The 21,886-nt window shown below is 71.3% G+C and carries 25 protein-coding genes; 11 read left to right on the forward strand and 14 right to left on the reverse strand.

Translation table 11 applies throughout. The features are described 5' to 3' along the window. Nucleotides 1–5 precede the first annotated feature (5 nt). The 4 genes from ABEA39_RS07085 to ABEA39_RS07100 are packed head-to-tail and all read right to left on the reverse strand — an operon-like array spanning nucleotide 6 to nucleotide 2,682. Nucleotides 6–434 carry a molybdenum cofactor biosynthesis protein MoaE gene (locus ABEA39_RS07085; RefSeq protein ID WP_345374815.1) on the reverse strand — a complete coding sequence of 143 codons (429 nt, stop codon included), beginning with the start codon at nucleotides 432–434 and terminating at the stop codon, nucleotides 6–8. Next, complete coding sequence (locus ABEA39_RS07090; protein WP_345374817.1) at nucleotides 427–933, reverse strand: MogA/MoaB family molybdenum cofactor biosynthesis protein; 507 nt, start codon at nucleotides 931–933, stop codon at nucleotides 427–429. The genes ABEA39_RS07085 and ABEA39_RS07090 overlap by 8 nt, the downstream gene beginning before the upstream one ends. Further along, nucleotides 930–1,451: a cyclic pyranopterin monophosphate synthase MoaC gene (gene moaC, locus ABEA39_RS07095; RefSeq protein WP_345374819.1), complete on the reverse strand. Its 522-nt coding sequence runs from the start codon at nucleotides 1,449–1,451 to the stop codon at nucleotides 930–932. The genes ABEA39_RS07090 and moaC overlap by 4 nt, the downstream gene beginning before the upstream one ends. Further along, entirely contained in the window at nucleotides 1,444–2,682 is a 1,239-nt protein-coding gene (locus ABEA39_RS07100) for a molybdopterin molybdotransferase MoeA (RefSeq protein WP_345374821.1), read from the reverse strand. The genes moaC and ABEA39_RS07100 overlap by 8 nt, the downstream gene beginning before the upstream one ends. 57 nt (nucleotides 2,683–2,739) lie before the next feature. Between ABEA39_RS07100 and ABEA39_RS07105 the strand changes: the two genes are divergently transcribed. From ABEA39_RS07105 to ABEA39_RS07125, 5 genes are all read left to right on the forward strand, one after another. Beyond that, nucleotides 2,740–3,669, forward strand: coding sequence for an MTAP family purine nucleoside phosphorylase (locus tag ABEA39_RS07105; RefSeq protein ID WP_345374823.1), 930 nt, complete (start codon nucleotides 2,740–2,742; stop codon nucleotides 3,667–3,669). Then, entirely contained in the window at nucleotides 3,666–4,736 is a 1,071-nt protein-coding gene (locus ABEA39_RS07110; protein ID WP_345374825.1) for an NAD-dependent epimerase/dehydratase family protein, read from the forward strand. Before ABEA39_RS07105 ends, ABEA39_RS07110 begins: the two co-directional genes overlap by 4 nt. Nucleotides 4,737–4,972: 236 nt before the next feature. After that, a complete protein-coding gene (locus tag ABEA39_RS07115) occupies nucleotides 4,973–5,641 on the forward strand; it encodes a glycosyltransferase family 2 protein (RefSeq protein WP_345374827.1) in 669 nt (222 codons plus the stop codon). Continuing rightward, on the forward strand, nucleotides 5,638–6,267 hold the full coding sequence (locus ABEA39_RS07120) for a TIGR04282 family arsenosugar biosynthesis glycosyltransferase (RefSeq protein WP_345374828.1): 630 nt from the start codon (nucleotides 5,638–5,640) through the stop codon (nucleotides 6,265–6,267). The genes ABEA39_RS07115 and ABEA39_RS07120 overlap by 4 nt, the downstream gene beginning before the upstream one ends. Further along, on the forward strand, nucleotides 6,264–6,962 hold the full coding sequence (locus tag ABEA39_RS07125; RefSeq protein WP_345374830.1) for a class I SAM-dependent methyltransferase: 699 nt from the start codon (nucleotides 6,264–6,266) through the stop codon (nucleotides 6,960–6,962). The genes ABEA39_RS07120 and ABEA39_RS07125 overlap by 4 nt, the downstream gene beginning before the upstream one ends. Before the next feature lie 77 nt (nucleotides 6,963–7,039). Here ABEA39_RS07125 and ABEA39_RS07130 read toward each other — a convergent pair whose 3' ends face one another. From ABEA39_RS07130 to ABEA39_RS07140, 3 genes are all read right to left on the reverse strand, one after another. Next, complete coding sequence (locus tag ABEA39_RS07130) at nucleotides 7,040–7,372, reverse strand: DUF3140 domain-containing protein (RefSeq protein ID WP_345374832.1); 333 nt, start codon at nucleotides 7,370–7,372, stop codon at nucleotides 7,040–7,042. 91 nt (nucleotides 7,373–7,463) lie between these two features. Beyond that, complete coding sequence (locus ABEA39_RS07135; protein ID WP_345374834.1) at nucleotides 7,464–7,964, reverse strand: hypothetical protein; 501 nt, start codon at nucleotides 7,962–7,964, stop codon at nucleotides 7,464–7,466. Continuing rightward, nucleotides 7,964–9,325, reverse strand: a complete 1,362-nt coding sequence (locus ABEA39_RS07140; RefSeq protein ID WP_345374836.1) for a molybdopterin-dependent oxidoreductase — start codon at nucleotides 9,323–9,325, stop codon at nucleotides 7,964–7,966. The genes ABEA39_RS07135 and ABEA39_RS07140 overlap by 1 nt, the downstream gene beginning before the upstream one ends. Nucleotides 9,326–9,476: 151 nt before the next feature. Between ABEA39_RS07140 and ABEA39_RS07145 the strand changes: the two genes are divergently transcribed. From ABEA39_RS07145 to ABEA39_RS07165, 5 genes are all read left to right on the forward strand, one after another. Beyond that, a complete protein-coding gene (locus ABEA39_RS07145; RefSeq protein WP_345374839.1) occupies nucleotides 9,477–10,910 on the forward strand; it encodes a glycosyltransferase 87 family protein in 1,434 nt (477 codons plus the stop codon). A gap of 9 nt (nucleotides 10,911–10,919) precedes the next feature. After that, nucleotides 10,920–11,324, forward strand: a complete 405-nt coding sequence (locus ABEA39_RS07150) for a TOBE domain-containing protein (protein WP_345374841.1) — start codon at nucleotides 10,920–10,922, stop codon at nucleotides 11,322–11,324. Between the two features lie 62 nt (nucleotides 11,325–11,386). Beyond that, nucleotides 11,387–12,469 (forward strand): GTP 3',8-cyclase MoaA, encoded by a 1,083-nt coding sequence (gene moaA, locus ABEA39_RS07155; RefSeq protein WP_345374843.1) that lies wholly within the window; start codon nucleotides 11,387–11,389, stop codon nucleotides 12,467–12,469. Between the two features lie 3 nt (nucleotides 12,470–12,472). Beyond that, the gene (locus ABEA39_RS07160) at nucleotides 12,473–12,736 is read left to right on the forward strand and encodes a MoaD/ThiS family protein (protein WP_345374845.1); all 264 of its coding nucleotides are present in this window, start codon (nucleotides 12,473–12,475) and stop codon (nucleotides 12,734–12,736) included. Nucleotides 12,737–12,854: 118 nt separating this feature from the next. Then, nucleotides 12,855–13,355, forward strand: a complete 501-nt coding sequence (locus ABEA39_RS07165) for a MarR family winged helix-turn-helix transcriptional regulator (RefSeq protein ID WP_345374846.1) — start codon at nucleotides 12,855–12,857, stop codon at nucleotides 13,353–13,355. 60 nt (nucleotides 13,356–13,415) lie between these two features. On the opposite strand, the gene ABEA39_RS07170 is transcribed toward ABEA39_RS07165, so the two are convergent. The 4 genes from ABEA39_RS07170 to ABEA39_RS07185 are packed head-to-tail and all read right to left on the reverse strand — an operon-like array spanning nucleotide 13,416 to nucleotide 17,654. After that, nucleotides 13,416–14,669 (reverse strand): ThiF family adenylyltransferase, encoded by a 1,254-nt coding sequence (locus tag ABEA39_RS07170; protein WP_345374848.1) that lies wholly within the window; start codon nucleotides 14,667–14,669, stop codon nucleotides 13,416–13,418. Between the two features lie 10 nt (nucleotides 14,670–14,679). Then, a complete protein-coding gene (locus ABEA39_RS07175) occupies nucleotides 14,680–15,618 on the reverse strand; it encodes a 4-(cytidine 5'-diphospho)-2-C-methyl-D-erythritol kinase (RefSeq protein ID WP_345374850.1) in 939 nt (312 codons plus the stop codon). Between the two features lie 18 nt (nucleotides 15,619–15,636). After that, nucleotides 15,637–16,677, reverse strand: coding sequence for an LLM class flavin-dependent oxidoreductase (locus ABEA39_RS07180; RefSeq protein ID WP_345374852.1), 1,041 nt, complete (start codon nucleotides 16,675–16,677; stop codon nucleotides 15,637–15,639). Continuing rightward, nucleotides 16,674–17,654 (reverse strand): ATP-grasp domain-containing protein, encoded by a 981-nt coding sequence (locus ABEA39_RS07185; protein ID WP_345374855.1) that lies wholly within the window; start codon nucleotides 17,652–17,654, stop codon nucleotides 16,674–16,676. The genes ABEA39_RS07180 and ABEA39_RS07185 overlap by 4 nt, the downstream gene beginning before the upstream one ends. 165 nt (nucleotides 17,655–17,819) lie before the next feature. Between ABEA39_RS07185 and ABEA39_RS07190 the strand changes: the two genes are divergently transcribed. Next, nucleotides 17,820–19,142 (forward strand): LLM class flavin-dependent oxidoreductase, encoded by a 1,323-nt coding sequence (locus ABEA39_RS07190; protein WP_345374857.1) that lies wholly within the window; start codon nucleotides 17,820–17,822, stop codon nucleotides 19,140–19,142. A 364-nt stretch (nucleotides 19,143–19,506) separates the two neighbouring features. Here the strand turns inward: ABEA39_RS07190 and ABEA39_RS07195 are convergent, their stop codons facing one another. From ABEA39_RS07195 to ABEA39_RS07205, 3 genes are all read right to left on the reverse strand, one after another. Then, on the reverse strand, nucleotides 19,507–19,986 hold the full coding sequence (locus ABEA39_RS07195; RefSeq protein ID WP_345374859.1) for a hypothetical protein: 480 nt from the start codon (nucleotides 19,984–19,986) through the stop codon (nucleotides 19,507–19,509). Nucleotides 19,987–20,098: 112 nt separating this feature from the next. Next, the gene (gene rsmA / locus ABEA39_RS07200) at nucleotides 20,099–20,971 is read right to left on the reverse strand and encodes a 16S rRNA (adenine(1518)-N(6)/adenine(1519)-N(6))-dimethyltransferase RsmA (protein WP_345374861.1); all 873 of its coding nucleotides are present in this window, start codon (nucleotides 20,969–20,971) and stop codon (nucleotides 20,099–20,101) included. Then, complete coding sequence (locus tag ABEA39_RS07205; RefSeq protein ID WP_345375311.1) at nucleotides 20,968–21,831, reverse strand: TatD family hydrolase; 864 nt, start codon at nucleotides 21,829–21,831, stop codon at nucleotides 20,968–20,970. Before ABEA39_RS07205 ends, rsmA begins: the two co-directional genes overlap by 4 nt. Between the last annotated feature and the right edge of the window lie 55 nt (nucleotides 21,832–21,886).

Raw genomic sequence — 21,886 nt, forward strand, 5'->3', positions numbered from 1 at the left:
CGGGGCTATCCGAGGGACGCGACCCACTCGCTGGTGCCGTCGGTGAAGTCCTGCTTCTTCCAGATCGGCACTTGGGCCTTGACCTCGTCGATCAGGGCGGCGCAGGCGGCGAACGCCTCGGCACGGTGCGCGCTGGAGACCGCGCAGGCGAGAGCGACGTCACCGACACGGAGCGGGCCGACCCGGTGCTCGACGGCGACGGCGACCGTGGGATGCGCGGCCGCGACCTCGGCGGCGACGCGCGTGATCACCTCCATCGCCGTCGGGTGCGCCTCGTACTCGAGTGCGACGACGCCCCGCCCGTCGTCGTGGTCGCGCACCACGCCCTCGAAGGTCACGACGGCGCCCGCTGTGGAGGCCGACACGAGGTCGGAGCAGGCCGCGACGGACACGGGGTCGGCGGTGACCCGGGAGAGCAGGACGCGCTCAGCCATGGTGGTGCCTCCCGGCGCCGTCGTCGTGACCGCCGCCGCTCTCGATCTGCGTGAGGACGTGGTCGAGGAGTTCGTCGAGAAGGGCGAGCCCGTCGCGCACTCCGCCGGGCGAACCGGGCAGGTTGACCACGAGCGTGTGCCCGGAGACGCCGACCAGGCCGCGGCTGAGCAGGGCCGTGACGACGTGGACGGAGCCGCGCCGCCGCAGTTCTTCTTCGATGCCGAGGAGGCGCTTGTCGAGCAGCGGCGCCGTCATCTCGGGTGTCGCGTCGGTGGGCGAGACGCCGGTGCCGCCGGTGGTGACGATGACGGAGACGCGCTGGGCGATGCCGGCGATGAGAGCCTGCCCCACCGGCTCGCCGTCGGCGACGACGACCGGCTCGTCGACGGTGAAGCCGCGCTCCTCGAACCAGCGCGCGATCACCGGGCCGGTGAAGTCGTCGGCCGTGCCGAGCGCCGAACGCGTGGAGGCGACGACGACGAGTGCGGTGCGGGTCATGCCGAGACCCCCGTCGACGGTCGTGCCCAGTCGCCGCTCTTGCCGCCGGACTTCTCGAGCACCTGGATCGCCTCGATGACGGCGAGCTTGTCGACCGCCTTGATCATGTCGTAGAGCGTGAGCGCGGCGACGGAGGCCGCGGTCAGCGCCTCCATCTCGACCCCGGTGACCCCGCGGGTGGAGACGGTGGCGAGGATCCGTACGGAGTCGACGGACGTCTCGAAGTCGACCGTGACCGAGCCGATCGGCAGCGGGTGGCACAGCGGGATCAGGTTCGAGGTCTGCTTGGCCGCCATGATGCCTGCGACGCGGGCCGTGCCGAGGGCCTCCCCCTTGGGCAGGCTGCCGTCGCCGATCTGCGCGACGACGTCGGCTCGCGTTCGCAGGACCGCCTGGGCCGTGGCGACCCGTTTCGTCTCGGACTTGCCGGTGACGTCGACCATGTGGGCGCTCCCGTCGGAACGCAGATGGGACAGCGCGGGATGCCCGGGCTGATCGGAGAGGGAGGGGTCAGTCATCGAGCGCCCAGACTACGACCTCGTCGCCGGCCTCGACCCGGTCGACCCCGAGCGGCACGTGCGCCAGGACCGTCGACATCGCGTAGTTGTGCAGGAGATGCGAACTCGCGCCGCCCACGAAGTGCACGCGCCCCTCGTCGTCGAGGCGCGCCCGGCGGAACTGGTGCTTGCCCTTCGGCGAGTCGGCGCTCTCGGCCAGGACGGCCACGGAGTCGCGCCGAGGCGACGGCCGCCCGGCCGCTGCGAGGAGCGGCAACCGGAGGAAGGCCTCGAACGAGACGAGGGCCGACACCGGATTGCCGGGGAAGCAGACGGTGGGCACCGCGGTGCCGTCGAGGTCGAGGAGACCCCAGCCCTGCGGGCCCCCCGGCTGCATGGCGACGGTGCCGATGGTGAGGCCTCGGGGCTCGAAGGCTTCGCGCACCACCTCGTAGGCGCCCTCGCTGATGCCGCCGGTCGTCACGAGCAGATCGGGGAGCGCGCCGGAAATGCGACGGGCCTCGGCGAGCGCTCTCCACAGGGCGTCGACGTCGTCGGAGACGCGGAGGGCGGTGACATCGGCGCCGGCACCCTCGAGGGCGGCCCGCATCGAGGTGCCGTTGGCGTCGTGGATCTTGCCGGGAGGGAGGGGACCGGCCGGAGCGAGCTCTTCGCCGGTCGAGAGCAACCAGATGCGGAGAGGAGACCGGACGTCGATCTCGGTCAGGCCGGAGGCGGCGAGTGCGCCGAGATGCGCCGGCCCGAGCAGCGTGCCGGCGGCGAAGAGAAGGGACCCCGCGGCGACGTCGGAGCCGGGCGGCCGCACGAAGAGCCCGGGAGCGGCACCCGTCGGCAGCTCGACCGTGCCGGCGACGTCTTCGGGGAGGAAGTGCGCGGGGACCGCCTGCTCGATCGGCACGACGGCGTCGGCGCCCTCGGGAACGGGAGCCCCGGTCATGATCGGAGCGGCCGTGCCGGGCTCGAGCGGTGCCGGGACGGTGCCGGCCGGGACCCGTGCGGCGACGACGAGAGCCGGGGCCCCGGGCACCAGCTCGGAGCTGCGGACCGCGTAGCCGTCCATCTGCGAGGCGGGAAAGGGCGGCAGGTCGATCGGAGCGACGAGGTCGTCCGCCAGGGTGCGGCCGGTCGGCAGGGGACCGTCGACGAGGCTCGCCCTCTCGACACCGCGGGCGGACGACGCGGCGTCGACGAGGATGGCGATGGCTTGCGCGTGCTCGATCAGGGTTCGCACGGGGATCCCACGCTCTTCTCTCTCGTCGGTCAGGCTGTCAGCGATAGTCTCCCAGACATGGCATCGGACCCCTCGGAACTCTCCCCAGGCAGCGCCCACGAACCCACAGGCAGTGCCCCCGAGTCCGGCGGGTCGGCTCCTCGAGTCGACGTGGCGGTTATCGGCGGATCCGGGCTCTACGCACTCTTCCCCGAGGGCGAGTCCGAGTCGTTCGTCGTCGACACCCCGTACGGCGAGACGTCGAGCCCCGTCACGATCGGAACGCTCGGCGGCAAGCGCGTCGCGTTCCTCACCCGCCACGGCGCGGACCACTCGGTCGCCCCGCATCTCATCGGCTACCGCGCGAACATCTGGGCGCTGGCCTCGCTCGGAGCTCGCGCCATCGTCTCCTCCAGCGCCGTCGGCGGTGTCAGCCCCGACTTCCCGCCCGGCACGCTGGTCGTGACCGACCAGTTCATCGACCGCACCTGGGGCCGGGCCGACACGTTCTACGACCAGGGCTCGGTGCAGCACCTCGCCGCGGCCGACCCGTTCGACCCGCAGTTGCGCGGGTTCGCCATCGACGCCCTGACCGCCTCGCTCGACTCCTTCTCCCCCACCGGCACCTGCGTCGTGATCCAGGGGCCGCGCTTCTCGACCCGCGCCGAGTCGCTCTGGTTCCGGCAGGCCGGCGCCCACACGGTCAACATGACGATGTATCCCGAGGTGGCGCTCGCCGCCGAACTCAACGTGGGCACCGTCAACCTCTCGTTCGTCACCGACAGCGACGCGGGCCTGGCCCCGGAGGAGGGCGACGACGTCGACACGGTCAGCGCCGAGCTGGTCTTCGAGCGTCTCGCGGCCGCGCAGCCGACGATCGTGGCGGCCATCGAGAAGATCGTCGCGGCGCTTCCGGCAGGCTTCACGCCCCGCGAGCTCATCCCCGCCGCCGCCGTCGCCGAGGTCCTGGCCCGACCGGTCACCGGGGCGCCGAGGCCTCCCCTGTGACCGCATCCGACTCGCCTCTCCTGCTCGTGACGGGCGGGGCCGGCTTCATCGGATCCACCATCGTCACCGGAGCGCTCGACCGCGGGTGGAGCGTGCGGGTCGTCGACGACCTGCGCCCTGACGTGCACGGCGGCGGTGCATCCCTCGACCCTCGTGTCGACTTCCGTCAGGTCGACGTCCGCGACCGGGCCGCCATGGACGACGCCCTCGACGGCGTGGTCGCGGTCTGTCACCAGGCCGCCAAGGTCGGTCTCGGCGTCGACTTCCAGGACGCCCCCGACTACGTGTCGTCGAACGACGTCGGCACGGCCGTGGTCCTCGCCGCCATGGCGAGTCGCGGGATCGACCGCCTCGTGATGGCGTCCTCGATGGTCGTCTACGGCGAGGGCGCCTACCGCGGGCCGAGCGGCATCGTCCGCCCCGCGCCGCGCCGCATCGCCGACCTCGACGCCGGCGTGTTCGACCCGCGCGACGACGAGGGCAACCTGCTCGTCCCGGAATTCATCGGCGAGGATGCACCGCTCGACCCTCGCAACGTCTACGCCATCACCAAGCTCACTCAAGAGCAGCTCGCGACATCGTGGGCGCGGAGCACCGGCGGCCGAGCCATCGCCCTGCGCTACCACAACGTCTACGGACCGGGGATGCCGCAGAACACCCCGTACGCCGGAGTCGCCTCTCTCTTCCGGTCGGCGATCCAGCGAGGCGAGGCACCGCGGGTGTTCGAGGACGGCGCGCAACGCCGCGACTTCGTCCACGTCCGCGACATCGCCTCCGCCAACCTCGCGGCCCTCGACCGCACGGCCGATCTCCCCGCCGACACGTTCCGCCCGTACAACGTCGGCAGCGGCGTCGTGCACACGATCGGCGAGATGGCCTCCGAGCTGAGCCGGGCCGCCGGAGGCCTGCCGCCCGTGGTCACGGGCGACTACCGAGCAGGCGACGTCCGCCACATCACCGCGTCGTCACGGCGCCTCCAGGACGAACTCGGCTGGGCGCCGTCAGTGACCTTCGAGCGGGGGATGCACGAATTCGCGTCCGCTCCCCTCCGCGCGAGCGTGCAGTAGCCGATCCGAGCCAGGTAGCCGGTCTGGGCCAGGTAGCCGGTCTGGGCCAAGTAGCCGTTCTGGGTCCGGTAGCCGTTCGGCGCACTCAGCCGCCTCCGAGCCACCTCTCGGGAGGACCGCTCCGAACACCTCGTGCACGCAACGGACCTCGTTGCACCGAGGTTGGGATGGCCATGCGCACCGAGATCGACACACCCGGACGGACGCTCTCAGCAGCCGATCCGTATGGTGAATATATGATTCCCGGAACGGTCGACATCGTCCTGCCGTGCCTCGACGAGGCGGCCGCTCTGCCGTGGATCCTGGGGCGCCTGCCGAAGGGCTACCGGGCCATCGTCGTCGACAACGGTTCGACCGACGGCTCGGCCGAGATCGCCCGAGAGCTCGGTGCCACCGTCGTGACCGAGAGCCGCCGCGGCTTCGGTGCGGCTGCCCACGCCGGCCTCCTCGCCTCCACCGCCGACTACGTCACGTTCTGCGACGCCGATGCGTCGATGGACCCCCTCGACCTCGAAGCGCTGGTCGCCCCCATCGCTCGCGGCGAGGCCGATCTCGTCCTCGGCCGCCGCCGCCCGACGACCCGCGGCGCCTGGCCCCTCCACGCCCGCCTCGCCAACTTCGCCCTCGCCCGCCTGATGCGTCGCGCCTCCGGCGTCCGTCTCCACGACCTTGGACCGATGCGCGCAGCCCGCCGTGAAGGCCTCCTGGGCCTCGACTTGCAGGACCGCCGCAGCGGGTACCCCCTCGAGATGGTTCTGCGCGGATCGGAAGCCGGGTGGCGCATCCTCGAGCTCGACGCCCCCTACGCGCCCCGCGTGGGCCGCAGCAAGGTGACCGGAACCCTGCGCGGCACCCTCCGCGCGATCCAGGACATGTCCCGCCTCCTGAAGGCGGCCCGGCGATGACCGCCCTCGTCGTCATCGCCAAGGAGTGCCTGCCCGGCAAGGTCAAGACACGCCTCCACCCGCCCCTGAGCCTCGAGCAGGCCGCCGACGTCGCGTCCGCGGCCATCGCCGACACCCTGGCCGCCGTGGCCGATCTGCCGGCGACCCGGCGCATCCTCCTGTTCGACGGCGAGCACGCCCCCGTCGAAGCAGCCGGCTATGAGATCGTGCCGCAGGTCGAGGGTGGGCTCGACGAGCGACTCGGTGCGCTGTTCGACCTCGTCGACGAGCCCACTCTGCTGATCGGGATGGACACGCCGCAGGTGAGTGCGAGCATCCTGCGCCCTGTGTTCCAGGAGTGGCCGACCGGTGTGGACGCCTGGTTCGGTCCGGCGAACGACGGCGGGTTCTGGGCGCTCGGCCTCGCCCGCCCGACCGGCGACCTGCTGCGGGGCGTGCCCATGTCGCAGGACGACACCGGGTTCCACCAACTGGCTCGACTCGCCGCAGCCGGTCTGACCGTCGCGCACCTGCCCGAGCTCGTCGACGTCGACACCATCGACGACGCCCGCCTCGTCGCAGCGTCCGCTCCCGACTCCCGGTTCGCGACGGCGTTGCGCCTGGCCGACCTCGTGGGTGCCCGATGAGCCTCGTCGTCGACTGGTCCGCCCCGCGCGAGGCCAGCTTCGGTTCGGGCGGAGCCGAGCCCTACGCCCACGCCCTGCGCCGCAACGGTGCCCTGACGCTCGTCGGCGACGGCCGTCGCTCCACCGCACCGGCCGCCCCCTACGACCTCTCGCAGTGGATGGCCGCCGCCGACGTGGTCGACCGCAGCGTGCTCCACGGCGAGCGCGGCCCCGTGCTCGACATCGGCTGCGGACCGGGCCGGATGATCCGTGCCGCCGCCGATCTCGGGTTCACCGCCCTGGGCGTCGACGTGTCCGCCGCCGCGGCGCAGGTCGCCCGCGACGCCGGCCTTCCCGTCCTGGCCCAGTCGATCTTCGAGCCGATGCCCTGGGAGGGTCTGTGGGGCACCCTGCTGCTCCTCGACGGCAACATCGGCATCGGTGGCGACCCGGCCGCGCTGCTCGGGCGCTGCCGCGAGCTGCTGCGCGACGGCGGCGCGGTCCTCGTCGAGGTGCAGGACGACCCGTCCGTCGACGACGCCTTCACCGCTCACGTGGTGGACGATCGCGGCGGCTCGAGCGCCGGGTTCCCCTGGGCGGAGGTCGGGCGGGATGCCCTGGGCCGTCATGCGGCGAGCGCCGGTCTCGCGGTCTCGCGCACCTGGCGCGTCGCCGAGCGGTCGTTCTGCCGCCTGACGCCCGCCGCTTCCCGCTAGACACACTCGACCGGCAGGAACACCCCGCCTAGGCGGAGGGTTCGCGCCGATGGAGTGGCTTCGACGGGCGCGCCCCCCTACTTCTTCATCGGATCGTTGCCCCAGTTCATCAGGGAGTAGCGCCAGCGCGTCTCGGTGACGTCGCCGTCGGGGCGCTGCTTCGAGTGCCGTGCGACGTAGCCGACCACCTTCTGCATGTGCTTCAGGTCGCTGTCCGTGAGGTCGGACTTCTTCGTGCCGAGGATCTCGACGATCCGCCGCCCGCTGTGGTGCCCGGTGGACTCGTGGCCGTCGGTCTTCTGACCGACCTCCTTGGACTCGTCGGTCTCCAGCCACTTCGACAACTCGGACGCCGTCATGTTCACGGCGTCGTGGAATTCGGTCTGGATCTGCGCTGCATCGTCGCTCATCCCCCGATGCTGCTCCGCCGGGGCCGGTCGTGCCCGCTCTCGAACGTCGAACACCTGCCACCGGCGCGAACACCCGACCTAGGCGCGAGGTCTACGCCGCTGGGGTGTGATCGACGGGCGAGCGCCGACGCACACGCAGCACCACCACGATGACGACCGCGGTCAGCACCACGATCACGCCCCAGAGGATCGCCAGTCGCGGCGCGTAGTCGAAGGGCAGAACCGTGTAGTTCTTCGGGATCTTCGCCTTGCGGATGATCTCGGGCACGACCACGAGGGTGAACACGCTGCCGACGAAGACCGCCCCCTGGACGATCCAGAGCACCGAGGCGGGGATACGACGGCCGACCCGCTTCAGCCCGATGCCGATGCCGACGACGATCGGAGAGATGATTCCGTCGTGGAGGATCAGGGCACCGATCAGCCAGGTGATGACGCCGACGATGTTCTTGGGCTTGACGGTCGTCATCATGACGTAGGCGCCGAGGAGAGTGAGGGCCGCGCCGAACACGATGAGAGCCACGCGCCCGATGAACACGCCTCGAGACGGAGAAGTGGCGAGGACGGACTCGGAGGATGCCGACGCGGTCATCACAGCACCTCCAACGTGCTCAGCCATTTGGTCTGCAACACCCCGGGGCGCCCGGGCGCGATCATCCGTGCCGGGTACCCGTGCTCGATGTCGAGTCGTTCGCCGTTCAGATGCGTGGCGACGAGCGTGTTCGGGTCGTGGACGTATTCCGAGCCCATCATCATGATCCGGTAGCCGCCCTTCTTCTCCAGGCTGGTGACCTTGAGAGACGCCGACGCGTCGGCGTCGACGAGGGCGACGAGGTCGACCAGTCGGACTCCGCGCCACGTGGCCATCTGGCTCCACCCTTCGACACAGGAGATGGGCAGGTCGGCCTGGTGCTGCGGCAGGGCCAGCAGCTGCGCGGCCGACAGGCGCACCGAGAAGGCGCCCTTCGAGATCGTGAGACCCCAGTTCGGGTCCATCGCCGTCTCGAGCACCTGGGCCGCAGCCGCAGTGCGGTTGATGGGCAGATCGTTCGGGCCGAGCCCCTGTTGGCGGGGAGCCAGGACGTTGATCGTGTCGAACGGCTTGAACGACTGCCCGGCGGTCAGCGCGACCACGCCGACCGTCGAGGCCGTGACCGCGGTGAAGAAGCCCCGACGCGAGGTCTTCGCCGGCGACGAGGGGGTGTCGTCGATCCAGGCGAAGATCCGGGCCACGAAGCCCTTGGGCCGCCTCGCCTCGAACGCCGCGGACGAGACCTCGGCGTCGAGGACGACGGTCGGGTCGTCGAGATCGCGCTGGAACGCGGCCGAGGTCGGATCGACCCCGAGCGCCGCGAGGCGTTCGAGCGCCTGCTTCCGCGGGGTGACGGGCACGAGATCGGACTCGGGCGGGATGAACTCGCCGTTCGCGTCGTAGCTCCTCTTCGCGGTCCAGTAGCGCGTGATCAGCGGCAGCTTGAGGGCGATGTGGATGGCCAGCGACCCGATGATCACGAACGAGAGCGCGAAGTGCACCTGCTTGAACGGGAACGGCCACGGGTAGTACTGGAACGTGTTCAGCAGGCCGGTGAAGATCTGCACGAGCGACGACGACACGAAGAGGGTGATCGAGGCGCGCTCGAAGACGTGACCGATCGACTTGATCGGCGGCGACTGGAACAGCTGCGGGAAGATCGTGTACAGCTTGCCCAGCAGCAGCGGGAAGCACGCGATGCCGACGGTGATGTGGACGCCCTGGCTCCATTTGTAGAGGCTCACCGGGTGGGTCGGGAAGTGCATCCACGAATAGGGCTGCTGCAGGAAGTGGCTGTACAGCCCCGTCAGGATGCACACGACGAACGCCACCCCGAGCAACCGACCCATCACGGTCGCGCTCCGGGCGTTCCGGTTCGTCGAGCTCACCGAGCGGCGGAGGTCGAACAGCAGATGACGCATGCCGTACCTCACCACACTTCCGCTCGACGGGGAGACGACTCTCCACAGGAAGAGGACTCTTCCACAAGCTAGTTCGGATCCGGACCCGAAACCGGTGGGATCCCACCCCACTTCGGGCGGACTCGTCGCGAAGGTGCGGCAGAGTGGTCGCGTGCGCACCTTCCTCGCCGTCCTCGTGGCCGCCGTCCTCGCCGCCACGATCGGCTGGGGCGTGGTCGAACTCGGCTTCTACCTGCCCGGCGTCAGCTGGCCGTTCCGCATCTGGACGACCGTCTGCTGGGCCGTCTTCGCACTGGGGCTCGTCCTCCTGCGCCGGGTCCCCGCCAAGCACGTCGCCGCGGTCGTGCTCGTCGGCGCCGCCCTGATCGGCGGCGCCGCGATCGTCGGCCCGCCGAACACCAGCACCGACTCGGCCCGCTACGCCTGGGACGGCATCGTGCAGGGCCACGGCGTCTCCCCGTACGCCCATACGCCGAACTCGAAGGCCACCGAGAGCCTGCGGCCGGAGTGGCTGTTCCCGTCCACCGTCACCGAGAGCGACGGAAGCGTGGGATGCACGCCCGGGCGAACCGTCAAGACTCGCGACTACGGCACCAAGACGGTCATCTGCACCCAGATCAACCGTCCGAGCGTGAACACGATCTACCCTGCGACCGCCGAGCTCTACTTCGCGGCCGTCCGCTTCGTCGTCCCGACGGACGCGCAGTACTGGCCGTTGCAGGCCGGCGGCCTCGTGATCAGTCTCGGTATCACCGTCGGCCTGGTCCTCGTCCTGCGCCGCCGCCGCCTCGACGTCCGCTGGGCGGCCCTCTGGGCGTGGTGTCCGCTCGTGGCGTCGGAGGCCGTCACGAACTCGCACGTGGATGTCCTGGCGGCCGGTCTGGCGTTCCTCGCGACGGCTCTCGTCGCCACGAACCGGCGCTGGACCGGCGGCCTCGCGCTCGGAGCCGCGATCGCGACGAAGCTCATCCCGGTGATCGCGGCGCCCGCCCTGCTCCGGAGGCAGCCTCTGAAGGTGATCGCCGCATCCCTCGCCGCCTTCCTGCTCCTCTACGTCCCATACATCATCGGGACCGGCCCGAAGGTGCTGGGGTTCCTGCCCGGGTACCTGTCGGAGGAGGGCTACGACGACGGCAACCGGTTCGCGCTCGTGCACTGGTTCGCGCCGGGCGAGCTCGCTGCCCCCGCCGCGGTGCTGATCCTGTTGATCGTGGCCGTGATCGTCTGGCGCGTGACCGATCCGGCGAATCCGTGGCTCGGCCAGCTCGTCATGATCGGCGCCACCCTGCTCGTGCTCAGCCCGCGCTACCCCTGGTACGCACTGCTGTTGATCCCCTTCGTCGCCATGACCGGCCGCTGGGAATGGCTCACGATCGCGATGGCATTGTCGGCCCGGCAGTTCTTCCTCTACGGCGGCACCCGACCGCTGACCCTGCTCGTCGCACTCGTGATCATCGTCGCGGTGAGCATCCACCGGTCCGGCCCCGGCTGGCAGGGTCGGATGCGCGACACGGCGTCGAGGGAATGGCACGCCCTGCTCCCGTCCCGACGCCGCCCCCTCGGCGCGCCCGAACCCGCCGAGTAGGCTCCCGTCATGCCGCAGATCAAGATCCCCGACGCCGCCCGCTACCTCGGAGTGAGCGACGACACCGTCCGCCGGTGGATCGACAATGGGGCCCTGGCGAGCGAGAAGAACGCCGCCGGGCGCACGGTCGTCGACGGCCTGGAACTCGCCCAGCTCGCGCGGAAGAACGCGATCCTGCCCGACGACCCGTCCGACGTGGGGCGCTCGGCGCGCAATCGATTCGTCGGCCTCGTGACCGAGATCACGATGGACACGGTCATGGCCCAGGTCGAACTCCAGTGCGGGCCGTTCCGGGTGGTGTCGCTGATGAGCTCGGAGGCGGTGCGCGAGCTCGGCCTCGAGCTGGGGTCGGTGGCGATCGCCGTCGTCAAGGCCACGACGGTGATCGTGGAGACTCCGCCGAGCAGGGCCTGACCGATGGCCGCGACGCGCACCGTGGTGTCGCCACGTCCAGGCGTGTCGATTAGCCTCGGACGATGACGATCTCGCTGGGTATCCCGACCATCCCCGGTCGACCCGATCCGACCCTGCCACCCCGGCCGGACGGAGTGCCCGGGCTCGTCGACCGCTTCGCGCGCACCGCGACCGACCTCCGCGTCTCGCTCACCGACAAGTGCAACCTGCGCTGCACCTACTGCATGCCGGCCGAGGGCCTGCCGTCGCTTCCCCGCGACCAGGCGCTCTCGGCCGACGAGATCGTCCGCCTCGTCGGCATCGCCGTCCACGACCTCGGTGTGAGGCAGGTTCGATTCACCGGCGGCGAGCCCCTGCTGCGCAAGGACCTCGTCGAGATCGTGTCGCGGTGCGCCGCACTCGAACCCCGCCCCGAGATCTCGCTGACGACGAACGCCATCGGTCTGAAGGAGCGCGCCACCGCCCTCGCCGAGGCCGGCCTCGATCGCGTCAACGTCTCGCTCGACTCGCTGCACGCCCAGACCTTCGCGACCCTCACCCGTCGACCGTTCCTCCAGCGGGTGCTCGACGGGGTCGACGCCGCCGCCGCCGCGGGTCTCGGGCCGATCAAGATCAACGCCGTCCTCCTGCCGGGCGTCAACGACCACGAGGCGCCGAACCTGGTCGCCTGGGCCCTCGAACACGGCCACGAGCTGCGCTTCATCGAGCAGATGCCCCTCGACGCCGACCACACCTGGAGTCGCGAGCTCATGGTCACCGCCGCCGACGTCCGCGCCCTGCTCGCTCCTCGCTTCGACCTGGCCGTGGCCCGCGAACCCCGCGACGGCGCACCGGCCGAGCGCTTCACGGCCGTCGGCCGCGGCGAAGAGGCGACGCTCTCGGGCACGATCGGCATCATCGCCTCCGTCACCGAGCCGTTCTGCGACGACTGCCGCCGCACCCGGATGACCGCCGAGGGCAGCATCCGGAGCTGCCTGTTCTCGCACGACGAGACCAATCTGCGCGATCTGCTCCGCGCCGGCGGGTCCGACCTCGAGCTGGCCGACCGCTGGCGTGGGGCCATGTGGGCGAAACCGAAGGGCCACGGGATCGACGACGGCTCGTTCGTCCAGCCGGAGCGTTCGATGAGCGCGATCGGGGGCTGACCCGTGGTCACGGTGACCCTCCGCTTCTTCGCCGCCGCCCGTGCCTCCACCGGACTCGACGAACTGGAATGCGTCTCGGCGGAGCCGCCGACGATCGGCGATCTGGTCGCGACTCTCCTTCCCGCCGCCGGAGTCGATCCTGCCGATCTGGCCGGGGTGCTGGAGCGCAGTTCCTTCCTCGTCGACGGCGTGACGACCCGCGACCGCGGCCTCGTCGTGGCGGACGGAGCCGTGGTCGACGTCATGCCGCCCTTCGCCGGCGGCTGACCACCCGCCGGTAGCCCGTGCCACCCCATGCGCTCGGCAGGGCCGTGTGGTTCGATAGGGCACCGCTTCCGTTTCGCCAGAGCCGGCGGACGACTGCGGACCTTCCCGAGAGGCTCCTATGAGCACGCACGAAGCGAACGACCCACCACCGTTCGACTACGACCCGTCGACGCCGTCGGGGGCCGTGATCGAAGCGCTCTACGCCCTCCAAGACGCAGAGGCGCTGTTCCGCGGGCGCCTGCGCGACCGACTGGGCATCGGTGCCAACGATCTCGCCGCACTGCAGTACCTCGCCCGTCTCGAGACCGTGGGCAAGGAGGTCCGCCCGCGAGACCTCACCCGGACCCTCGGGGTGACGAGCGCTGCCGCGACGATCATCCTGTCGCGACTCGAACTCCGCGGATTCGTCACGCGGACCCCCGATCCGTCCGACGGGCGCGGCCAGATCCTGCGGCTGACACCGCAGGCCAAGAAAGCGCTTGCGACGGCCATCGGCACCAGCCAGGGAGGGGTCCGGACCCTCTTCGCCTCGATCTCGGACCGCGAGGCCAAGCGTCTGGTGCAGTTGCTCTCCGCCGTGACCGCGTCGCTGGATGCCGGAGCCCCGCTCGACCGCTGACCCGTGCCCCACGGTCGGGCCGCGTCGATCAGCGGCGGATCTCCGAGGCCACCGGAGCGGTCAGGAGTGCCGGTTGGGGTGGAACGCCTCGGGGTCGATGTCGCCGAGCGGCAGAGGAACGCGTCCACCGCGCGCGGCGGCGTCGGCACCGGCGGCGAGGGCCGACGGGCGGAGGGTCCAGCCGAGCATCCCCCGGCTCAGATCCGCCACTGCGTAGCCCTCGTCGGCGAGGAGCCTCGCCGCAGCGGCCGAGCGGGGCCCGCGAGCGCAGTAGACGACGACCGGCACGTCGAGATCGAGAGGGGGATGCACGGGGCTGGTCGATCCGAACCCGGCCGCTGCGACGGCCCCCGGGATCATTCCCGCCTCCTGCTCGTGGGTCGCCCGCACGTCGAGCAGCACGAAGTCGTCGCGCCCCTCGGCCCGGGCGGTGAGCCGCGCCTCGAGCTCGTCGGCGGTGAGGCTCGCGACCGGGACAACGGCGGCGGATGCGGATTCGGCGGTCTGCCCTCCCCGGGCGGCGACGACCGCCTCGCGCTCGGCCCGGCGCTCAGCCGACCGGGCGATTCGGCTCTCGCGCCACGTGCCTCCGGCCGCGTCGATCGTCACGATGCGGCCGAGCAGCGGCTCGCCCACGCCTGTGAGGAGTTTCACCGCCTCGGAGGCCAGGACAGAGCCGACGGTGCCGCACAGCGGGCCGAGGACGCCCACGTCGGCGCAGGACTCGTCCCAGCCGCCGGCAGGCGCCTCCGGGTGCAGGTCGCGGTAGTCGACGCCCCGCCCGTCGGGAGCGGCGTCCCAGAAGACGCTCGCCTGCCCGTCGTAGCGGGAGACGCTGCCCCACACCACCGGAAGCCCGCGTGCGGCAGCGGCATCGGCCACGACGTAGCAGGTGTCGAACGAGTCGCTGCCGTCGACGATCAGGTCGTAGTCGTCGAGGATGCTCGCGGTCGCGTCGCCCAGTCGCACCGCGTGCACGTGCACGGTCACGTCCGGGTTCACGGCCCGCACCCACTCGGCGGCCGCCCGGGCCTTGGGCAGGCCCACCTGGTCGGGACGGTAGAGCACCTGCCGCTGGAGGTTCGACAGGTCGACCACGTCGTCGTCGACGATGCCGAGGGTGCCGACACCGCTGGTGGCGAGGTACTGGATCACCGGGGAGCCGAGGCCGCCGGCACCGACCACGAGGACGCGGGCCGCGGTGAGCCGGGCCTGGCCGTCGAGCCCCATGCCGGGCAAGCGAGTGCTGCGGCTGTAGCGGACGGACGGTGCGGCGGGCACACCGCCGGCGACGATCGGAGGCAGCTTCGGCATGGCGAGCCTCTCAGTCGGTGATGACCCGGGCGCCGTGGACCGGCCCGGACGCCCGCACGACCGCGAGCTTGGCGGCGTTCAGAGCGATCTGGAGCTCGAGCGCGCCGTCGAGGTCGGGCGCGAGGAACGCGACCGTCGGACCGGAGCCGGAGACGACGCCGGCGAGGGCGCCGTTCTGCTCGCCGAGCTCGAGGACCGCCGAGAGGCCGGGCTCGAGGTGGAGCGCCGGTGCCTGGAGGTCGTTGTACATGACGTCGGCGAGGAGCCCGGGGTCGCCCGCGCGGAGCGCCTGGAGCACGCCCGAGTCGACCCGGGGCTGCCGGACCGGGTTGATGTCGGCGAGGTGCCGCACCCGGTGCTCGTCGAGTTCGCGGTAGACCGCGGGAGTCGACAGGCCGAAGTCGGCGAGCGCGAGGACCCATTGGAACTGCCCCTGGGCCAGGGCCGGGCTGAGCTCGTCGCCGCGCCCGGTGCCGACGGCGGTGCCGCCCATGAGCGCGAACGGCACGTCCGCTCCGAGCTGGGCGCCGAGCCGGAGGAGCTCGTCTCGGCTGAGGCCCGTGCCCCACAGGGTGTCGCAGGCGAGGAGGCTCGCGGCCGCGTCGGCCGAGCCGCCTCCCATGCCCCCGGCGACGGGCACGTTCTTGTCGATGTCGAGGCGCACTCCCCCGCCGTAGCCCGTCGTCTTCGCGAGGAGCCGAGCCGCCTTGATCGCGAGGTTGGACTCGTCGGTCGGGACCCCCGCGATGTCGACGCCGCCCGTCGACGTGAACGCGACCGAGAAGTCGTCGGCGTGCCGCGCCCGGACGTCTTCGTAGAGCGAGACGGCCTGGTACGCGGTCGCGAGCTCGTGATACCCGTCGTCTTGAAGATCACCGACGGCGAGGAAGACGTTGATCTTGCCCGGCGCACGAGTGTGGACCACGGTCGAGGGCACCACGGACGTCATAGGTCCAACCTAGTGCGGTCAGACGAGGATGCTCGACTCGGCCCTCACCAGCGGGATCACGTCACGGGCGAACCGCTCCATCTCCGCCACCTGGGGCGAGAACTGCAGCAGCAGCGTGTCGACCCCCACGCGCTCGAACTCGAGGATCCGGTCGGCCACCTGCCGCGGGGTCCCGACGAAGCCGGGCCGGAGACCTCGGTTGGAGACGGAGTAGTCGCGGAGGTCGGGCTGGTGCTCGAGGTGCGACTGCTTGATGAAGTCCTGGTAGGACTCGTAGGCGGCCCCCTGGCTCACGTCGGTGATGCGGGCGAGCTCGGCTTCGGCCTCCTCCTCGGTGTCACGCACGATGGCGTAGGCGGCCATGCCGAAGTGGCTGAACGGTTCGCCTCCCGCGGCGGCGCGCTGCTCGCGCATCCCGCGGACCTTGGTGTCGAGTTCGTCGACCGTGCCGCCGTGGGTCAGGTAGGCGTCCGCGAACGACACGATCGCGGCCTTGCCGGCCGGGCTCTCGCCGCCCGCGTAGATCGTGGGCAGAACCTGCGGCTTCGGTTCGAGGTGCGAGCCGGAGATGTCGTAGTAGTCGCCGTGGAAGTCGAAGGGCGTCTCGTTCCAGAGGCCCTTGAGGATCGAGACGAACTCGGTCGTGCGGGCGTAGCGGTCGTCGTGCTCGGAGAAGGTGCCGCCGTATTGGCGCGACTCCTCCTCCCACCAGGCGCTCACGACGTTGAGCGTGAAGCGGCCGCCGGAGATCGCGTCGATCGTGGCCGCCTGCTTCGCGGTGACCGCGGGCAGGTGGTAGCCCGGGCGGACCGCCGCCATCAGCTCGAGCTTCGTCGTGACGGCTGCGAGCGCGGCGGTCAGGGCCCACGCCTCGAGCGACGGGGCCGCGACGCCTTTGATGTCGTTGAGGTTGAGCTCGGGGATGAGGGTCAGGTCGAAGCCCACGCGCTCGGCGGTCTGGACGACCTCTTTCACGTACTCGAAGGTGACGGGCATCTGCTCGTCGTCGACGTTGCGGAGCCAGCCGCCGAAGATCGGGGTCCAGAAGCCGAACCTCACGCGACGGCCTCGGCCGCGACGGCGGCATCGGCGTACTCGGCCGCCAGCAGGCCGCCCAGGAACTTGGCGATCTCGCGGGGGCCGGACTTGTCGGAGGCCGCCTCGACGTCGGGGTTGTAGTTCGTGTTCGTGTTCACGTCGTAGGGCACGACGCGGCCGTCGGCCGTCTCCATGAACTCGACGCCGGCGATCTCGACGCCTGCGGCGCGGAGGAACTCGGGCACCTTCTGGATGAACGGGTGCTCGGCGATGGGGTCGCCGTTCGTGGTGCGCTCTCGCAGCTGGAACAGGGGCGCCTGACCGGGGAGGGCGCAGGCGTCGGCCGGGCAGAACTCGAAGGTGCCGCCGGAGGTGTCGACGCGCACGGCGTAGACGAACGCGCCGCCGACGAACTCGGCGCGCGTGATGAACGACTCGGCGCCGACGAGGAGCTCCTGGATCAGGGTGATGCCGTCGGGCGAGGACTCGAACTCGGGGCCGGCGACCCAGGCGGCGAACTCGTCGTGGGTGTCCCAGCGGCGGACGCCGAGGCCCTTGCCGCCCTGGTTGTGCTTGCTGATGAAGGGCGCGTCGAACGTGGCGGCGACCGCGGCCAGGTCGCGGGTACCGAAGACGGCCTTGGTGCGGGGCACGTCGAAGCCGAGCTTCTGCAGGGCGACGTGCTGCTGCACCTTGCTGACCTCGAGCTCGATCACGGGGCGGCCGTTGACGACGCGGACGCCGTCGGCGGCGTCGAGCCAGGAGAGGACCGCGCGGGTGTACTCCTTCGAGTGCTCGTTGCCGCGGGTGTGGGCGCTGGCGCTCATGCGCGACCAGTAGATGCCGGGGGCCGGTTCGGCGGTGAGGTCGATCGAGCCGTCGGTGAGCAGGAGCTCCTCGACCGGAACGCCTTCGGCGTCGAAGGCCGCCTTGAGCGGAGGGAACCACTCGGGGTTCTCGTGGATGACGTAGACGCGCGGGCTCTTCAGATCGGTCACCGCTCAAGACTAGGCACCCGAGGTGGATGATGCGTCACTGTGTCGTCGCGCTACGGGCGAACACCGGCGCCGCGCGACGTATCTCGGACAACGCAACGTGCCGCGGCGTGTGTCCCGGACCGTCATACGTCGCGCGGCGCCAGCACCACCGGGCAGACTGTCGGCATGGCACGGCAACAGCACTTCGGATGGTTCGTCGGTCGCGGCTTCGGCCCCCAAGGCTGGCTCCGCGACGACTACCTCTGGGGGCACCGCTGGGATCGCCCCGACCTCTATCAGCAGTCGATCAAGGAGCTGGAGCAGGCCGGCCTCGACCTGCTGATCATCGAGGACTCCCTGTCGCCCGGTCCGGCCTCGCAGCTCGACCTGCGCGTGCGCGGCGCGCTCGGGGCGCCCAAGCTCGACCCGCTCCTCCTCACCCCCTACCTCTTCGCGGCGACGAGCCACATCGGCGTCGCTCCCACCGTCAACGCCGGCGTCACGCCGCCGTACCTCGCGGCACGGCAGTTCGCGACGCTCCAACACCTGAGCAACCACCGCGTCGGCCTCAACGTCGTGACGGACGTCGCGAGCAGCCGGCACTTCGGCATTCCCGAGCTGCCGCACGACGCCGCCTACGACCGCGCCGAGGAGTGGATGCACGTTGTCCGGAAGCTCTGGCACAGCTGGGGCGACGGCGCGATCCTCGAGGACACGGAGACCTGGCGCTACGCCGACGGCTCCCAGCTCGACGCCTTCCAGCACCGCGGCCAGTACTTCGAGCTGGACGGGCCGCTGAACGCGCTGCCGTTCCCCGACGGCGAGGCCGGCGACCCGGTGATCGTGTCGCCCGGCGGCTCTGGGCGAGGGCTCGCCTTCGCCGGCCACAACTCCGACGTGCAGCTCGCCCTGGCGCCGCTCGACGTGGAGAGCGTCCGGGCCTACCGCGCGAAGATCCACGCCGCCGCGTCGGCGGAAGGGAGGGATGCGGCCTCCATCAGGATCCTGTTCGTGTTCACGCCGGAGATCGTGGGGAGCGAGGAGGAGGTGACTCGCGTGGTGGCCGCGTCCGCGCATCCCACGGATTCGGAACTGCACGAGGTGATCGAGCGCCAGTCGATCATCACCGAGACCGACCTGACCCGCCTCGACCTCGATCGGCCCCTCGACGTGAACGTGTTCGGGCAGCACGTCTCGAAGGGGAGCATCGCCTCGCTCGTGGGCGACAGCGCGGGGGATGCACCGCTCCGCGACCTGTTCGTGCGGAAGTACCGCAAGGGCTCGATCGCGTCGGGCCAGGGATTCGTCGGCACCGTCGGGCAGGTGGCCGACTTCATCGAGCGGCTGGGCGACGATGCGGGCAACGACGGGTTCATCTTCAACGGCGATCTGCATCCGGCGACGGTGCATCGGATCCTCGACCGGCTGGTGCCGGAATTGCGGAAGCGGGGGATCCTGCGCACGTCGTTCGGGGACGGCGGGCTGCGGGCGAACCTGGCCGACTTCTAGCGGGGGTCGGGGTGCGGGCGTCCTGTGCGGTGGTCCCGCCCGGCGGTCGGGGTGCAGCTCACCCCCGCACCCCGAACCCGCGCGGCCGCACCCCGAACCCGCGCCACCCGAGCCTCTCGCGCCGAGCCGCACCCCCAAGCCGTGCAGCCGCACCCCCTCTCGCCGAGCCGCACCCCGAACCCGCCCGGCCGCACCCGACTCGACCACGACGCACCCTCGTCGGCCGGGGGTCCCCCGCGGAAACTGGGGTGCAGCTCATCCCTGCACCCCGAACCCGCGCGGCCGCACCCCCGCCGACCCGCCACACTTGACCCGCTCGCTCGCACGCAAGCAGGCACGGGGCAAACCCACCCACGCGCCAGCGTCAGGCGGCGTCGCGAGCGATGCGCACGACCGTCGTCGTCAGGGTCTCGCGCAGCCTCGCCACGAGTTCGGGCAGGCGGATGCGGCTCTGCACGAGGCTCACCGCGCACTGGCCCGACGCGGGCTGCCCCACCGAGGCCACGAGCAGCTCGCCGTTCGCCAGGGTCCACTCGGCCGTCGTCCGCTCGGGCAGGCGGTGCACGGCGTCGGGCTCGAGTCCGGTGAGCGCCGCGCCCTGGGCGATCGCCACGTCGAGCAGAGCCGATTGCGAGCCGGGGATGCTCCGGCTCGCGCTCACGGAGAAGGTGCCGTCGGGCTGCTGACCGGGCAACCGCATCCCCCGTTCTTGCGCGTAGCGGACCGCCACCGACTGCGCGCCCCACTCGGGAGCCTCGTAGACGTCGACGAGGAGGCCGACGATCTGGTCGTGCGACAGGCGCGTGGCGGCCTCGGCGTCGAGGATCTCGAACCACTCGGCCACCCCACGGCCGGAGCGGGCCGCGACCGCGGCGTCGCTGAGGGGGCGCGCGGCCCGGTCGGCGGAAGGGCGATCCGTTCGGGCGGCCTCACGGGATCGCTTGCGCGACGGCACGTTATTCGGCCGTGTCGCCCGGAGACGAGGCCAGCCGCACCCGCGCGATCGCCAGGAAGTCGTCGACGGTCAGCTCTTCACCGCGGCTCGTGGCCTGCAGCCCGGCGGCCTCGATGGCCTCGGAGGCCGCACCCGACGTGCCGAACACGGCCGAGAGCGACTGCCGCAGCATCTTGCGGCGCTGCTGGAAGGCGGCGTCGACGAGCTCGAAGACAACACGGCGCTCGGCCTCGGTGCCCTTCGGCTCGCGCCGGTCGTAGGCGACGAGGATGCTGTCGACGTTCGGCACCGGCCAGAACACCTGCCTGCTGACCTGCCCGGCCGTCGACCAGACCCCGTACCAGGCGGCCTTGATGCTGGGCGAGCCGTAGACCTTCGAGCCCGGGGTCGCGGCGATGCGCAGGCCGACCTCGGCCTGCACCATGACGAGGCCGCGCGTGAGCGACGGGAAGTGCTCGAGGAAGTGCAGGAGCACCGGTACCGAGATGTTGTAAGGCAGGTTCGCAACGAGGTGGGTCGGCTCGCTCGGAAGCCGCGTGACCTTCATGGCATCGGCGACGACGACGGTGAGATCGGCCTCGGGCTGCAGCAGCGAGACCGTCGCGGGCAACTGCTCGGCGAGGCGCTTGTCGATCTCGACCGCGACGACCTTGGCGCCCTTCTCGAGGAGACCGAGGGTCAGCGAACCCAGGCCGGGGCCGATCTCGACGACGTCCATGCCGGCCGCGACCTTGGAGGCGGCGACGATGCGGCGGACGGTGTTGCCGTCGTGGACGAAGTTCTGCCCGAGCTTCTTGGTGGGCTGGATGCCGAGGAGGTCGGCCAGGTCGCGGATCTCGGCCGGGCCGAGGAGGGTCGAGGGCGCGTCGCTCATGCCTCGATCACCACGGGCTCGGACTCCCAGGTGCCGTAGACCAGCTCGGTCGTCGAGGTGATGCGGGCGGCGAGCATGGAGACGTCCATTTCGAGTGTCTCGGCCATGGACCGGAGAGTGAGGGGGATGAGGTACGGCGCGTTCGGGCGACCGCGGAACGGCGCCGGGGTCAGGAACGGCGCATCCGTCTCGACCATGATCAGCTCGCGGGGAGCCGCGCGAAGGGCGGCGCGCAGGGGCTCGGCGTTCTTGAACGTGACCACCCCGGCGAACGACATGAACCAGCCGTGCTCCGCGCAGATCGCCGCCAGCTCCGGCCCGCCCGAGAAGCAGTGGAAGACGGTCCGCTCGGGAGCGCCGACCCGGAGCAGGGTCTCGACGACGTCGTCGTGCGCGTCGCGGTCGTGGATCTGCAACGCCAGGCCGTGCTTCTTGGCGATCCCGATGTGCGCTTCGAAGGAGGCGTGCTGAGCCTGCCTCGCCGCGTCGCCGTCCGATCCCTCGGCGATGCGGCTCCAGTCGAGCCCGGTCTCGCCCACGGCTCGGACGCGGGGGCGGCCCGCGAGCTCGTCGATCTCGGCGAGGGCCTCGTCGAGCATGCCGCGGGCGGCATATTTCGGCGCCTCGTTCGGGTGGATCGCGACGGCGGCCAGCACCCGGGGCTCGCGGGCCGCGATGGACGCCGACCACCGAGACGTCTCGAGGTCGTTCCCGACCTGCACGACGCCGCGCACGCCGACGCTCGAGGCGCGGTCGAGGTGCTCGCGGTAATCGAGCCCCTCGCCGTCCTGGATCTCGAGGTGGGTGTGATTGTCGTAGACCGGCACCGTCAGGGCCGACGGCAGTGGCGGGTAGGTCAGGTCGCGCTTCTGCCCGCCGGACTCGGTCGCCCGCGCCCGGAGGTGGGTGGCGGCG

Origin of the sequence: Frondihabitans cladoniiphilus (assembly GCF_039544345.1) — a bacterium.
GTDB classification, from domain to species: Bacteria; Actinomycetota; Actinomycetes; order Actinomycetales; family Microbacteriaceae; genus Frondihabitans; species Frondihabitans cladoniiphilus.

What these genes read in the sequence shown, in the direction of transcription:
- ABEA39_RS07125 (WP_345374830.1), top strand. Translation starts at nt 6,264, where the DNA reads ATGAGCCTCGTCGTCGACTGGTCCGCCCCGCGCGAGGCCAGCTTCGGT.
- ABEA39_RS07150 (WP_345374841.1), top strand. Translation starts at nt 10,920, where the DNA reads ATGCCGCAGATCAAGATCCCCGACGCCGCCCGCTACCTCGGAGTGAGC.
- ABEA39_RS07190 (WP_345374857.1), top strand. Translation starts at nt 17,820, where the DNA reads ATGGCACGGCAACAGCACTTCGGATGGTTCGTCGGTCGCGGCTTCGGC.
- ABEA39_RS07085 (WP_345374815.1), bottom strand. Translation starts at nt 434, where the DNA reads ATGGCTGAGCGCGTCCTGCTCTCCCGGGTCACCGCCGACCCCGTGTCC.
- rsmA (WP_345374861.1), bottom strand. Translation starts at nt 20,971, where the DNA reads ATGAGCGACGCGCCCTCGACCCTCCTCGGCCCGGCCGAGATCCGCGAC.
- ABEA39_RS07090 (WP_345374817.1), bottom strand. Translation starts at nt 933, where the DNA reads ATGACCCGCACCGCACTCGTCGTCGTCGCCTCCACGCGTTCGGCGCTC.
- ABEA39_RS07105 (WP_345374823.1), top strand. Translation starts at nt 2,740, where the DNA reads ATGGCATCGGACCCCTCGGAACTCTCCCCAGGCAGCGCCCACGAACCC.
- moaA (WP_345374843.1), top strand. Translation starts at nt 11,387, where the DNA reads ATGACGATCTCGCTGGGTATCCCGACCATCCCCGGTCGACCCGATCCG.
- ABEA39_RS07120 (WP_345374828.1), top strand. Translation starts at nt 5,638, where the DNA reads ATGACCGCCCTCGTCGTCATCGCCAAGGAGTGCCTGCCCGGCAAGGTC.
- moaC (WP_345374819.1), bottom strand. Translation starts at nt 1,451, where the DNA reads ATGACTGACCCCTCCCTCTCCGATCAGCCCGGGCATCCCGCGCTGTCC.
- ABEA39_RS07175 (WP_345374850.1), bottom strand. Translation starts at nt 15,618, where the DNA reads ATGACGTCCGTGGTGCCCTCGACCGTGGTCCACACTCGTGCGCCGGGC.
- ABEA39_RS07170 (WP_345374848.1), bottom strand. Translation starts at nt 14,669, where the DNA reads ATGCCGAAGCTGCCTCCGATCGTCGCCGGCGGTGTGCCCGCCGCACCG.
- ABEA39_RS07115 (WP_345374827.1), top strand. Translation starts at nt 4,973, where the DNA reads ATGATTCCCGGAACGGTCGACATCGTCCTGCCGTGCCTCGACGAGGCG.
- ABEA39_RS07165 (WP_345374846.1), top strand. Translation starts at nt 12,855, where the DNA reads ATGAGCACGCACGAAGCGAACGACCCACCACCGTTCGACTACGACCCG.
- ABEA39_RS07135 (WP_345374834.1), bottom strand. Translation starts at nt 7,964, where the DNA reads ATGACCGCGTCGGCATCCTCCGAGTCCGTCCTCGCCACTTCTCCGTCT.
- ABEA39_RS07130 (WP_345374832.1), bottom strand. Translation starts at nt 7,372, where the DNA reads ATGAGCGACGATGCAGCGCAGATCCAGACCGAATTCCACGACGCCGTG.
- ABEA39_RS07140 (WP_345374836.1), bottom strand. Translation starts at nt 9,325, where the DNA reads ATGCGTCATCTGCTGTTCGACCTCCGCCGCTCGGTGAGCTCGACGAAC.